At 38.4% G+C, this 14316-nt stretch carries 9 protein-coding genes; 1 reads left to right on the top strand and 8 read right to left on the bottom strand.

Going from position 1 to position 14316, the window contains the following annotated elements; all coding sequences use genetic code 11:
* Window positions 1-24 precede the first annotated feature (24 nt).
* The 5 genes from PMAN_RS18955 to PMAN_RS18935 form a co-directional block, all read right to left on the bottom strand.
* A complete protein-coding gene (locus PMAN_RS18955) occupies window positions 25-6336 on the bottom strand; it encodes a M4 family metallopeptidase (protein WP_010556179.1) in 6312 nt (2103 codons plus the stop codon).
* 280 nt (window positions 6337-6616) lie between these two features.
* Window positions 6617-7132 carry a DUF4240 domain-containing protein gene (locus tag PMAN_RS18950; RefSeq protein WP_006793493.1) on the bottom strand — a complete coding sequence of 172 codons (516 nt, stop codon included), beginning with the start codon at window positions 7130-7132 and terminating at the stop codon, window positions 6617-6619.
* On the bottom strand, window positions 7132-7323 hold the full coding sequence (locus tag PMAN_RS18945) for a YwbE family protein (RefSeq protein WP_006793492.1): 192 nt from the start codon (window positions 7321-7323) through the stop codon (window positions 7132-7134). The genes PMAN_RS18950 and PMAN_RS18945 overlap by 1 nt, the downstream gene beginning before the upstream one ends.
* A gap of 68 nt (window positions 7324-7391) precedes the next feature.
* On the bottom strand, window positions 7392-7673 hold the full coding sequence (locus PMAN_RS18940) for a hypothetical protein (RefSeq protein ID WP_010556180.1): 282 nt from the start codon (window positions 7671-7673) through the stop codon (window positions 7392-7394).
* Between the two features lie 8 nt (window positions 7674-7681).
* Window positions 7682-7894 (bottom strand): hypothetical protein, encoded by a 213-nt coding sequence (locus tag PMAN_RS18935; protein ID WP_008131755.1) that lies wholly within the window; start codon window positions 7892-7894, stop codon window positions 7682-7684.
* Window positions 7895-7995: 101 nt separating this feature from the next.
* On the opposite strand from PMAN_RS18935, the gene PMAN_RS18930 reads away from it, so the two are divergent.
* Entirely contained in the window at window positions 7996-8799 is an 804-nt protein-coding gene (locus PMAN_RS18930) for an ion transporter (protein ID WP_006793489.1), read from the top strand.
* A gap of 52 nt (window positions 8800-8851) precedes the next feature.
* On the opposite strand, the gene PMAN_RS18925 is transcribed toward PMAN_RS18930, so the two are convergent.
* The 3 genes from PMAN_RS18925 to PMAN_RS18915 all read right to left on the bottom strand — a co-directional run bounded on the left by PMAN_RS18925 (window position 8852) and on the right by PMAN_RS18915 (window position 14256).
* On the bottom strand, window positions 8852-9967 hold the full coding sequence (locus PMAN_RS18925; protein WP_010556181.1) for a DUF748 domain-containing protein: 1116 nt from the start codon (window positions 9965-9967) through the stop codon (window positions 8852-8854).
* Between the two features lie 246 nt (window positions 9968-10213).
* On the bottom strand, window positions 10214-11353 hold the full coding sequence (gene asd / locus PMAN_RS18920) for an aspartate-semialdehyde dehydrogenase (protein ID WP_033035487.1): 1140 nt from the start codon (window positions 11351-11353) through the stop codon (window positions 10214-10216).
* 203 nt (window positions 11354-11556) lie between these two features.
* Window positions 11557-14256, bottom strand: a complete 2700-nt coding sequence (locus PMAN_RS18915; RefSeq protein ID WP_010556183.1) for a TonB-dependent receptor domain-containing protein — start codon at window positions 14254-14256, stop codon at window positions 11557-11559.
* Window positions 14257-14316: the final 60 nt, after the last annotated feature.

The following is a 14316-nucleotide window of genomic DNA, read 5'->3' as shown; positions in this document are numbered from 1 at the left end:
AATAGTTATACAATTAGACTGTTGTTATTTGTGAAACAACTGTGCTCTTCTATAAACAAACAAAGCGGTTAAGAGTAATAAGAAGAAACTTAAAGACCCCCCTCCACTTTTATCACCTTCTTTAGGTGTTGGCAGTGCAACAGGTACATCATTAACGGTAACGATAACACTTTGCTCTGTCTCCCCTTCACCATCAGAAACGCTGAGTTTAAAGCCAAGTTCACTTGTTACAGATACACTTGGCGCTGTAAACGACAATGTATTTGAATTAGCATCTTCAATTGCGACTTCTATACCTTGTGTTTGAACCCAGCTATAAGTAAGTTCAGATGACTCTTTGTCTGTCGCAGTTGCTGTAACGCTAACGTCTTTACCCTCATCAACCGATAAAGAAGATGAGCTCAAGTCAACTGCTGGTAATTGATTAACGTGCATAAAGGTCACTGTAAATACCTCTGTGAATTGCTCGTAACCATCTGAGATTAATAAAGTGATATCTGTAGTGAACGTTTCCTCTAATTCACCTACAGTCAGTGACGCTTTACTGTCTGTCTCTAAAGGCGCCAGTGATAATTGAGGATGATCAATACTCCACTCAAAACTTAGCAAATCACCATCAGGGTCTGTTGTTCCTGACGCATCAAGCTCAGTAGTTGAAAGCTCTTCAATGGTTGCTGGAATTGTTACATCTAAAACAGGCGCTTGGTTTAAGCTTTCTTCAGCTAACTTAGCAACTAATTCAATCACACCATTAACTTCACCGTCTAAGTCAAATTCACTGCCGTCTGTTACTGCAAAAGTAAAGCAACCTGAACAAATTTGCTCGTACACGTTACCAGTTAGCTTTGCGACCGACTGCCAACCAGTATTAGATAACAAACGAATTTGCATTTCTGAACTTAAAATAGAGTTAACATACTCTGGTATTGCAATCTCAGCCGTACCCGATGAGTTTGAAAGTGTAATATGGATATTTACAATATCACTTTTAGCTTGAAAGTGAGGTTCTGTAATGTCTAAGCTATCAAAGTAAGTACTTAAATCTTGCTCTAAAATAGACATATCAGCAATCATTTGCGTTACAGTAGCCTGTTTAATGTTACCTACTGACAAGTGATTAAACTCATCGATACTACGAACCATATCACCTGAATCTAAAACAGCTGAATGCGTAATAGAAGAGCTATCTAAGTAATCAACAATGCCGTCTTTATCGCCATCGCTCACACCTTCTTCAGCATCAGGAATACCATCACCATCAGTATCTAACTCAGGATCATTGAAAGTAACTGCGTCAATCACACGTAGACTAATTTTATCCGTTGCAACAGCTTCGCTATTTTGTTTTATAGTGAATGCAATGTCTAGATTATCAGAATCTGTAAGTAATTGAGGCGTAAATGTAATATTCCATTTTGAGTGACCAATTTTATTTACAAAGTAATCACCTTGTGATGATAGCTGAAGCTCTATTGAATTATCAGCTGCTGCACTAGGTAAATTAACTGCATGAACATCAACAATAAAGTCTGACGAATCACGTTGAACTACATTGCTTATTACTTTCCCATCTTGATATAGATTAGTAATAAATTCAGGTTTTGCAGTTTCATTTAGAAAAACTAACTGGCTGGTATCATTTCTATCGGTAAATGAACTACTTCTCGTATTAATGCGAATATTAGACGCATTTTCAAAGAACTCACGTTCTAACTCTACCTTGACAAGCCCATGCAGGTTTGTAGATATATATTTACTAGTATTATTTCCAATCAGATCAAAGCTTACTGAACCATAAGGGCTTTTACCACTTATGAATAAATCAATAACCGCATTACCATCTTGGTAAACATAGGTAGTGGGCTGGATACTAACCTTAGGAAAAACACGAGCATTTACTTCACCTGTAGAAGTATTACCCGCTCCATCAACGGCTGAGACAGGAATTAAAATATCCCCCGTTCTGAACACAAAGTTGCTATCAATATCGATAATAGCTACATCCGATACACTATCGTAGATAGCATTAGAGTTAAATAATGCCGCTTTTATATGATCAATTGAGCTGCCATAAACATCGACTGAGTAATAGTCTTGTATAACCGGTGGCGTTGTGTCAACTAAGGTTACCGTTTGAATAGCCGTCGTTTCGTTACCAACAAAATCACGAGCAACCCATGTAATTTGATGTTCACCAAGGGGCAAGTAAGACCCAGAAGCAGCATAAACATAAGGTTCTAAATGCCCGTTATCAGTTGCCTCAGGAACAAAAACATTTATAACATTAGTATTTTGAGACGTTGCTTCAAGAGTAATTGGTTCTAAACTTGATACAAAAACAGGAGCTATATTTTCACCCAAGCTAGAGTCAGTTGGGTGACTATCTTCACTATCTAGCACACCGTCGCCATCTGTATCTGTAGAAAGCGGATTACTCGACATCTGATACTCGTTTAAGTTAGATAAACCGTCGTAGTCTGGATCATTTGATGCATCATAAGAATCAAGTGCATTTAGTCCATTCTGTGCTTCCCAATAATCTGGAATACCGTCGCCATCAAAGTCACTAACTACATCCAGCTCAGCAGTCCATGAGATATTATCAACTGAAAAAGGCATACCTGCTAAGTAAGGACTTTCGTATTTTATCTTCACAATATTAAAACCATCATTTACCGGAATTAACAAACGAGAGCGATAATGCTTAATATTGTACTGAGTACCGTTAACACTAATTTGGAATGATGAGTTACTGTTTGAAAAGTAATCTAAATTAATGAACCCTGCCTCAAATAACCCTGCAATTGCAAAGCCGCTTATGCTACCTGCTGGAGAAGTATTTAGGCTTAAACTTGATGTACCATCAGTAGACCAATTAGTATTAAGCTGCCATTGTGTAGTATGTTCTGCAAGCTCAGTAAACATAGCTGGCAAAAGCCCTTCTTCAAAGCTTTCATTTAGCTGAGAAAAAGACTGCACAGTTGATGTTGCGTCATTAGCAACGCTTTGCCCATAGAACTCTTGGATATTAGTGTAACCATCAGCATCAAAATCTAAACTTGCATCCGAAGGGTCAAGTGGTAGCAAGCCATTATTAACTTCATAGCCATCACTTAACTCATCAGAATCTGTGTCAGCTGAATTTGGATTTGTTCCTAGGTTATACTCATCAAGGGCTGAAAGGCTGTCAACGTCATTGTCAGATTGTGCATCACTTGCATCAAAACGATTTAAACCATTTAGTAGTTCCCAGTAGTCTGGCATTTGATCGTTATCAGTATCGGTTTGATCACCGACTGGAAGCATAGCAAAGTTATCAAGCCATACTGCATCAGCATCAGTTGATACTGATCCGTCTTTGGTATATTTGAACTCAATCTTATGCACCCCTTCACTAATATTAACTAAAAATGAAGTTGGTTCAGGTGCTTCTAAATCTCCACGCTCAGCAAAACCAATAACTTCTTGGCCATCTATAGTCACCATAAAAAAGTCACAACAAGATTCAGAATCAATTTTATAATCGAACGCTAAAACCCCTTCTTCAAATAAGCCCGTGACAGTAAACCCGCTAAACTGAGAATCAGAGATATCCCCCGAGCGAATACTTTGTGAGCCCTGTGTGGCAAAGTCGTTTGTGATAAACCACGGTGCACTTGAGTCTACAGATTCAATCATCCATGTTGGAAGTGTATCGCTTTCAAATGACGTTGTGATATTTAAAGCAACAGGGTAAGAAGCATCTGACTGAGGGTCTGTATTTGCTTGATACTCTGTAAGGTTAGTAAATCCATCATTGTCAGTATCTTGTGACGCATCTGCGGCATCTGTAAGATTTAGGCTGTTGTTATACTCCCACCCATCAGGCATTAAATCGCCATCAGTATCTGAGTTGTTAGGTAAACCGTTATTTAAAAACTCAAGAAGGTTAGATAAACCATCGTTGTCTAAATCTAGCGCTGAATCGTCAGTATTTATATCCAAACCATATGATAATTCCCACATATCTGACATACCATCACCATCAGAGTCAGGGAAGTTAGGCCCAATATATAAATTATCGATAAATACGGCGTCTAAACCTTCAGACACTGTAAAGTCTTTAGTGTACACAAACTTAACTGTATTGAACCCAGCAGGTACAGGAAAAGAAGCCACCTTCCAGTCAGTTAAGCCTGACTCATCAAGGACTAATGTATCGTTAATATAAACTTTGAAAAAGTCATAATTTGTTTCAGTTTCCAATAGGTAGTTAAAGTTAACAAAACGATGTTCGTCACTTAAAAATTGAAACTCAGTGCTCGTTTGTTGCGAATCAGTAATATCACTGCTAGATAACACTAAGCTATCATGACCGTCATAATCAGTAATAAACCAAGGCGCTTGAGGATTTGAAGAAACTAAAAATTCAGGGACTATTGCGTCATCAAAGTTATAGGTAGTTTCGGGAAAAACAGAAGGTTCAGAGTTTGGATCAGTTGGGTCGCTGTTGCCATAATACTCAATTAAGTTAGCCCAGCTATCGGCATCAAAATCAAGTTCTGCATCAGCTGCATCGAGTGGATTAAATGCAAAAGTGACTTCCCAACCGTCTGGCATACGATCAGAATCTGAATCCGCATTGTTAGGCATCGTCATGTAGACGTTTAATTCATCGTAATCAGATAAACTATCAGCATCAGTATCAACTGAGTTTGGAAGAGTATTTGCCAAGTATTCTTCCAAGTTAGAAAGGCCATCTTGGTCTAAATCTAAATTGGCATCATCAGCATCTGAAGGGTCTAGTCCGTATAAAAGCTCCCAGTAATCATCCATTAAATCTGAATCAGTATCGACAAACTTAATATTATCGCAAATAACTTCTACTTCATTAAATGCTGAAATTACATCAGATGCATTATAATTTAGGTCAATTGCAGAGTTGATTGCACCACATGCACCATCAATAAAACCACTTGAATTAACCCAGTAGTTTTGATTTGCCTTTAGCATTATTTCAAATGCTTTTTGAGGATCCCAACCTTCAGTATTTGAAAGCAGGAAAAAAGCACGATTGAAAACACCACTACTAAAGTGAACATCCATGCCGGGGTAAAAATCGCTGGCTTTATCAATAGAAACGCCATCTAATGAAGGCGTTTCAAAGTAACGAAGAGCTGGATCTACTTTTGAAATATCCGCCCCTGATAGCCAGTCGGTTTCACCACGTAAAAAATATTCTGCGGTTTCGCCTGCCATATCAGAGAAAGACTCGTTAATTCCGCCTGATTGATTAGAGTAAATTAGATTGGAGTTTTGACTAGTAAAACCGTGACTAACCTCATGAGATACAATATCAAGTGAAACCAGCGGGTAAAACCTATCAGCGCCATCACCAAAGGTCATTGCTTGGCCATTCCAGGTGGCATTTTCCCAGTTATCCCCACTGTGAACTCGCATTAACAATTGAAATGTAAGCGGTGCAGTGTTGTACCATTGTTGATACATATCAAAAACTGCGGTTCCAAATGCATGAGCGTCATTTAATGGAGAAAAAGCACCATTTATTTCTTTATGTGTATTACGATCACATGTGAATGAAAAGGCTTCACTTGGCTCAGAGCCCGATTCCATAGTGACCGTTTTTACTTTGTCATTCTCTAAAAAACAGGTCTCACCAACTTGAGTAACATTAAAGGCGTCTTTATCTGTACCGTATTCATATTGGCCAATCTTTTGATTACCACCAGGTCCTGTCCCGTCAACACTTTGAATATTGTCCCACAGTTCAAAAATCTGATAAGTCGATTCACTTATTAAACCTATTGGCATTTTTTCAATGCCATTCTCAGTTACTTTGAGTTCAATTAAGCGAACGTAGTAAGCTTTTCCATCATGAATATAAATGTAGCGCTTATTATTTATTATTTCACTCTCTAGTGAATCATCTAATTTAGACTTAGTCAGCAACGATTTAACCGCCTTTGACTGATCAAAAGTGGTGCTCGCGGTTTTATTCAAAGATGTAAAGTTAATATTTTTAGCAAAAAAACCACTAATATGTTCGGAGTTAGACTGAACTCTAATTTGCTGACCCCACACTGGAACCCCAGAAAAGTATTGCTGCATCTTTTTAGAAGATGCATTAACTTGTTGTGAAAGGCTCAATTGAGGTTGTTCTAATTCTACAAAATAAGAACTTGCAGAAGGGTTATTAGCTATAGAGGCGTTTTGATTTAAAAGTTGCTTAACTTCTTGGGTGGATGATTTATTTATTCGCAGTGAAACAGCAGCTTGAGAACTTAGAGTGTTCAAAAAGCAAAATGCTATCAATCCTGATGAAAGTGTTTTATACATAACATTCCTATGTCGTATATTGTAATTATTCAGTGTTTATTCATATAAAAACAGTTAAATGTAACATATTTGATAATGAAGAGTCATTCAAAAAGCTAGTTTAATAGGTACAATTGTTAACTAATGTAAAAAGTAACTAAATAATTAATTGAAACTATGATTTGAATTTTAAAGGTGTAAAAAATAAATGATAAGCGTACAAAAAACTGCATAAACAAATTAAATATCTACGCAGTGCTCTGTTTCAAAAAATCGTTAAAAACAATGCAAAATTAGCGTATTACTGCCAATATTTTGCGAATAATTGCGGATAGGCTTGTTTTAAAAATTTTGCTTTGTCTTTAAAGCGTTTGCCTGCGGGTTGGTCGCCTGATGGCACGAAGGGTAATTCATCCTCGTTGCGCTCTTCATATAATAAGCCGGCGATAAGGTCGTACTCGTCAATGTATGGATAAGGCTGTTCATTTAAGTGATAAACAGGTGTACATAATGCAATGGAGTCGGCATTAACGAGCGCGTTATCAAACACTGTTTTACCGCGTGAAATAAGCCAACATCTAAACTCACTAAAACCATATTCGTCATTGCAGCCTGCCATAACAAACGCAGCGCCAAATAAATCCCATGTAAAACATTTGCGCATATTTATGCCAAAAAACTTATCAAATGCAATAAGTTGCTGATCGTCTAAATTGCTTAGGTTTGCTTTAAGGTGGTCGCTTACACTTTGCGGATCAAGGCCTAAGTCGGGTGTAGTCACTAATTCCCAAAAAGCCTGCTCTGATAACGCTGCCATTATAAAATCTCTTTTACTCGGCCAACTTGGCCATCTTCTAATCTCACTTTAATACCATGCGGGTGGTTTGGTGATTTAGTTAATAAACGCTCTACCACGCCTTCGGTTAATGTACCGCTTCGTTGATCTTCTTTTAAAACAATATTAACTACAGTGCCTGGTGATATTTGCGAACGAGAAGGAACAGCCATTATTTAAACCCTAAATATAATTTTTTTAATTATAACGCCCAACTGCAGGCAAACCAACAAAACCCATTTTAATTGGCAAAAAACACGATATGTGACGGTTTTATCGTCAATTTAATACCCGTTAGTTGAGTAATAATTATAGATTTAAGGTGTTCAATCTCAGAGTCAGCGTTATTAAGCGCTATAGTATCTTCAAAATAGCAGTTAACTTTTAAGGTGTTAGCTTCGTTATTTAAATCGACAGTGTGAGTAAGGTATGCAAAATCGGTCACTGAGTCTTTTATAGACTCACAGGCTTGAGTCAGCGCTGCGCGTATTTGTTTGTCTCGTTGTTTTTGTGTTTTAGTCATGAGGAGGATTATTTACTTTTTTCTGCTTGTTGTTTTTTAAATTCTTCGTAATTTGAGTCTTGCTCTTTAAGGCACTCATAATATTCTTTATCAGCTTTGTAATTACATTCGTTAAGGCGGGCTGATTGCAATTGTTCAAAGCGTGCGTCGGAACTACACCCGGCTAAAATAGGTAATCCGATTATAAATACAGCACATACTTTTAATTTATTAATAACCATTAAATTTCCTTACACTATTGCTTTTAAAAAGACGTTAAATTAAGCCGAATATATTGTATATTAGCGCCATAAAAATCTTCGTATTTACAGGACCACTTATTATGATGTCGCAGTTACAAGCCTTGTTTCAGCGTATAGACAAAAGCAAGATATTTCAATCATTTGTTATAGCTGTCATTATTGTTTCTGCCCTTACTGTAGGCGCTCATACCTATAGTCTTCATCCTACGGTTGAGCTTGCACTTAACTGGATGGATATTGGCATAACCGCATTCTTTTTAATTGAGCTGATTATTCGCTTTGTTGCAAGCAAAGGCATAAAAGACTTCTTTTCGAAGGGCTGGAATATATTCGACACCATTATTGTATTGGGTAGTTTATACCCCGCTGCGGGCTCTACAATGCTAATAGCGCGTTTACTACGTATATTTAGAGTGCTCAGGTTAGTGTCGATGATACCGGAGCTTAGATTACTCGTTAACTCCTTGCTTAAAGCAATCCCGCAAATGGGCTACATAGCTCTGCTTATGTTTGTTATTTTTTATATTTACGCCGCTATGGGCAGTATGATGTTTGCCGACATTAACCCCGTGCTTTGGCAAGATGTGTCTATTTCAATGCTAACGCTATTTAGAATAGCGACCTTTGAAGATTGGACCGACATAATGTACGAAACAATGGCGGTGTATGAGCTAAGCTGGATTTACTACCTGACCTTTATATTTTTAACCGCCTTTGTATTTTTAAATATGATGGTTGGCGCAATTTTAGAAGTAATGGGTGAAGAACACCGAAATGCACGAGAAGAACAGGCCGATAACGACTCGCTCCCTGCAACACAAGGACAAGTTAACGAATTACAAGCGCAAATAGCAGAGTTAAAAACATTGCTGAGTAAAAAGTAACAGTTTAAGCCTCACAAAATATGTTTGTGGGGCTTAAAACTCAATTAGCCTGTTACTCATTTGATGTACTTTCTACTGTTTCAAACGATATCACGTCCTCCACTTCCATTTTAAACGCTTCTAAAAACGCATTTTTTAATACCGACACCACTGCCTGAAACGTAGATATATCGGTGTTGTTTAATGTGCCATCGATCGGTATGCGCGCAGCAACTAACTCAGATTCATCATTTTCAAGTAATTCGCTGAGTATATCTATGCTGCCTTCAAAAATAGCAGTGAACAATCCGTCATCGTCTTTTTCTATATCTTCACGCCACGAAAAAACACTCAAGTCATAAACACCGGCCTTTGCATAGCCGTTTAAAACATTGTCTTTTGCAGCAACCTCCATTGCACCATCTATGCCACCAGCTTCAATGTCAAACGGGGTATACACTTTAAAAACCGTTTCTAGGTGTTTAACCGAAAAACGTTGAACCTCTACATTAAAGTCAAAATTTGCTTTTTCACTAAATGGGTCTAATTGACCTTTAAGAGACAATGCAGCTTCGCCCATTAAATCCCCTTCTACGTTTAACGAAGTCACTAACGTTTTTGTGAGGTTTTTAGCATTGGTTATGTTATTAATATTTGCATTAATATTTGAGATATAGGTAGGTTTATCACCCTCGCTGGTGGCATTAACTAACGAAACTTTACCGTTATCAATACTTAAAGTGTCAATTGAAAAAGGGACTAAATTATTAGCAAGCCCTATCCAGGTTGTTTCGTTTTTAACTTGTTTATTTTGCTCCGTTTTATTAGGGGCTTTGTCGTAAACCACAATTTCAGGATGGGCAAATTGCATTTTTGTCACTAAATTCCCTTTCAGTAGTGCAGACCATGAAAGTGAAAAATTGAGGGTTGCAACGCTAAGTAGCGGTTTAGGCGCTAAATTATCCTCTTTGGCATAAATTTTTATGCCGTCAATAGCATACGCACCACGGTATAAATATAAATCAACGTCACCTACGTGACCTGTTATTCCCTGCGTGTGTTTAATTTGTTGATTAACATAATATTGAATAGCATGGGGCGCACCAACACGGAATATTAATAAAAGCACAGTGATTAAAACAAAAGTAGTAAACCATTTAGCTTGAGTAACCTTTGAAATTAACGCCATATAACCATCCTTATTTGTGTAATTATGAGCATGACAATGTGTAAAAACTACACAAAATAAGCACAACTGCGCTGTAAAGTACTTAAATTACTGGGTGCACGCAAAATACTATTTTAGCTTTTGCAATGGGTATGCCACACAGACAGTTATTTAAAAGCCACAAAAGAGTGTAAAAGGAAGGAATAAAAACTAAAAAGGGTTAGCACTATGCTAACCCTATGAAATAGAAAAGTTAAAAAACTGGAATTACTCAGCGTCTACAATAATGCGAAGCATACGACGAAGTGGCTCTGCTGCACCCCATAAAAGCTGATCGCCCACTGTGAATGCGCTAATATATTTAGGTCCCATAGCAAGCTTACGAATACGTCCCACTGGGATACTTAACGTGCCTGTTACTTTAACCGGCGTTAAATCGGTGGATGTAATATCACGCTCATTTGGAATAACCTTAACCCATTCGTTGTGCGAAGCTAATATTTCTTCTATTTTCTCTACGCTTATGTCTTCGCGTAATTTAATAGTCATTGCTTGGCTATGACAACGCATTGCGCCAATGCGAACACATAAACCATCAATAGGTACAGACTGCTGGGTAGAGCCTAAAATTTTGTTAGCTTCAACTTGTGCTTTCCATTCTTCCTTTGATTGTCCACTTGGCATAGGCACGTCAATCCATGGGATCAAGCTACCTGCTAATGGCACGCCAAATTGATCTTGTGGTAAATCGCTTGAAGCCATTTTTTCACTGACTATTTTATCAATTTCTAAAATAGCTGAACTTGGGTTATCGAGTTGCTGAGCAACACTTGAATGAATAGCGCCCATTTGTGAAATCAGCTCTTTCATATTGCGTGCACCCGCACCCGAGGCTGCTTGGTAAGTCATGGGGCTTACCCATTCAATAAGGTCTTTCTCAAACAAACCACCTAAAGCAAGGAGCATTAACGACACAGTACAGTTACCGCCAACAAAGGTTTTAACGCCTTGCTCTAAACCTTGAGTAATGACATCTTTATTTACAGGGTCAAGCACAATAATGCTGTCATCACTCATACGAAGTGCAGATGCTGCATCAATCCAGTAACCATCCCACCCCGATTCACGAAGTTTTGGGTAAACCGCTTTGGTGTAATCGCCCCCTTGACACGTAACAATAATATCCATTTTTGCAAGTTCAGATACATCGCTTGCATCAAGTAGCGGTTTTGCATCACCCGCTAAATCAGGACCAAGTTGTCCGGCTTGTGAGGTAGTAAAAAAAGTGGTGTCTATATTGGCAAAATCATTTTGCTTTTCCATACGCTCTAATAACACAGAGCCAACCATGCCACGCCAACCGACTAAACCTACTTTTTTCATTGTTTTATCCACTGTTTTGTTCATAAAAGATGCCTTAATACATTAAAAATTAAATTCATTGCGTGAGATTCAATTTTCAAGTTAACAAACTAACACTGCTAGACGGCTAAAACTAGTTAATAAAACAGAACTTAAAAATTTTTCATGCGAAATTAAGGTATAAAAAAAGCCCTGTATTTAATACAGGGCTTATAGCGCGAATGTATAAGGCTTAACGCAAGCTAAAACTAAAATTCATAACTATAGCTTAAGCTAAACTCGGTGCCTGTTTCTTGGCCCCAAAGGGTTAACCCTTCTTGCTCTATTTGTTTTTCTTGGCCTAAAATATTCTTCACTTTAAAATTAACTTTAGAGTTAAAGTTAGGAAAATAAGAATAAACTAAATCAAGTGAGTGAAATGACTTTTCTTCAGCATCTTCATTCCCACGCGTACCTGGTACGATAATTCGCGGCCCAAACACATTGTAAATAACCGATGTTGAATGAAAACCGTCATCTGAATCGTAACCCATTTGTAAGTTAGCAACCCATTCAGAGTGGCCTACTAAACGGCGTTTGTTGTTAGTAACAATATTTGAAACGGTATCGGCTTCGAGTGCTTCTTTAAGTTGCGTTTCAAATAATGAATCAACATTATCTGAGTCATTTATACCTAAATTGACGCTCGAATCAGATAGCGTTACGTTACCCGACAAAAATGCAGACGACCAATCTTTATTGATAAAACCAAAGTCAGTTAAAAAATCTACCTCAATACCAGATAGCTTACCCGACTGCGCATTAGCCGTAAGTAATTGCGGAGACGCACCACCTACACCTGCAAGTTCAACCATTTCAATTGGGTTTTCTATGTCCTTGTAAAACAATGCAACTGACAGGTTATTCCCTGTTGGCATGTACCACTCAAACCTAAAATCAACATTCGTTAATTCAGAGCTTTGTAAGCTAGGCGAACCACGAACCAAAAATTCAGTAAGCGGGTCAACAAAGAACGAGGTACTTACATCACGTAAGTCTGGGCGAATAGTGGTTTCACTCACGTTTAAGCGAAACTGCATTTCTTCATCCATGATGTACGTAACAGCAAGTGATGGAAAAAAAGTATCTTCGTTAATGACAACGTCTTGAATTTCTTCAAGCGTGTTTTCGAATAAGTTTGAATGTGCCTGATAGCCAATTGATACTTGTTTGAAATCTTCCCAGCGAACACCGCCGGTAATACGCCACGTATTTTCAAAAAAGTAGTCAGCCATAAAGTAATAAGCATCTAACTTATGCGCTGCGCTGTATTTGTCACCGTCAGTTGTACCATCATCAAAAATACCTGAACCCGTAGCACTTGTGTAAAACGCGTCGTTTGATGTGTTTGCATCAGCAAAAATATCGCTAATGTTATTACCAAACGTAAACTCATCGCTTATACCACGGTGCGTTATGCCAAATTTAACATTGCTTGCATCACGTTTTTTTTCTGAAAAGTCACCGCCAATTTTAAGTTCGAGCTCGTAGCCGTCCCCATAAAAAGGTAACCCCATGTTCCAACCAAATGTTTCTACGTCATCGTGAAGTACCTGGTATTCACGCGTAATATTAGTTGCTGCAACATCTTGAAGCTGCTCTGACTCAAAAACACCGTCGTTATAGTTTTGTTGAAAAACAACATCTAAACCGCCTGGTGCGTTACGGTTAGCTCTACTTAAGCCACCATACCAATCAAAAAATAAATTATTTAGCTCTGGAAAGTTATGCGTGCCTTTAAGCTGAGAAGAAAACATTTCACGTTCTTCGTAGCTAATATCAACACGGCGAAGCTCAGTCACACCCTCTTCGGTTTCATTGGCATCGTAATAGTTACGATTACGAACCCGATCGCTCATGTCGTGTAATGCAATGTTAGTCAGCTCAAATCGATGGTTTGAGTTAAACTCATAGCCAAGATTTAATGTTCCGCTCCAGCGAACATTTTGTTCAGTCGATGTACCATCGTAATATTGTGCAAAACATTTGTTTTCACAACCCAAACTACCTAGGCTTGAACCACTTTGTTCTTGAACAACTTCCCATTCGTTGTCATAAGAAACAGCCGCAAGCACACCAAAGGTGCCTATTTCGCTTTCTAGTCTGTCGCCCACGGCAACAGAAAAGCTCATAGCTGGATCAACATCTTCCTTGCTAATGCCTACACTCCAATCGAGCGATTGAATAAGGTTTTTACGCTCTTCAAGCGTAGAATTAATATTGCCTTCAAGGCCTGCGTCGCTGGTAAGTGCTGTAGTAAATACATTAGATAGCGCACGTGTGCCATCATCACGGCCCATCCAATCATCATCACCGCCTTCGTAAAAGTAGCCAGAATCACTATTTGACGTGTTATACGATGAGCCTACTTGAACTTTAAATAAAAAGTCAGACGGAATAGACTTGGTACGAATGTTTACATTACCACCACCAAAATGCGCAGGCATATCTGGTGAAAATGATTTTTGTACACTTAAGCTTTCGATTATTTCAGATGGAAATAAATCGAGTGGCACAACCGAGCGAGTAGGATCGGGGCTTGGTACATACATGCTATTTAATTGTGTACTTGAGTAACGCTCACCTAAACCACGCACATATATAAATTTACCATCAACTAAGGTTAAGCCTGTTACACGGCGAAGAGCCGATGCAGCATCACCATCGCCGGTGCGTGAAATTTGGTCGGCACCCATAATATCAGCAACAAACGCCTGATTTTGGCGTTCTTGCAGTACTGCACCTGCGCTCCCTTTGAGTCGTTGCCCTACTGCAACCACTTCTTCTATTTCTTGCTCTTGAATGTCGGCTTCTGCAGCAGCAGTATTTACCGACCAACCAAATAGTGCAGCCAAAACGGCGCAATTTAATGTTGATAAGGCAAGTTTAGAGGGTTTATAAGAATTCATTTTTATACTCCGAAACAAAACAAGACATTAGCCGGGCTTTCGCCCGGCCTAAAGCGTTTA

The sequence above is a fragment of the Pseudoalteromonas marina genome (assembly GCF_000238335.3).
GTDB lineage: Bacteria > Pseudomonadota > Gammaproteobacteria > Enterobacterales > Alteromonadaceae > Pseudoalteromonas > Pseudoalteromonas marina.
Note: the sequence above shows the minus strand (reverse complement) of the source record. Positions and strands in the feature narration are given on the sequence as shown.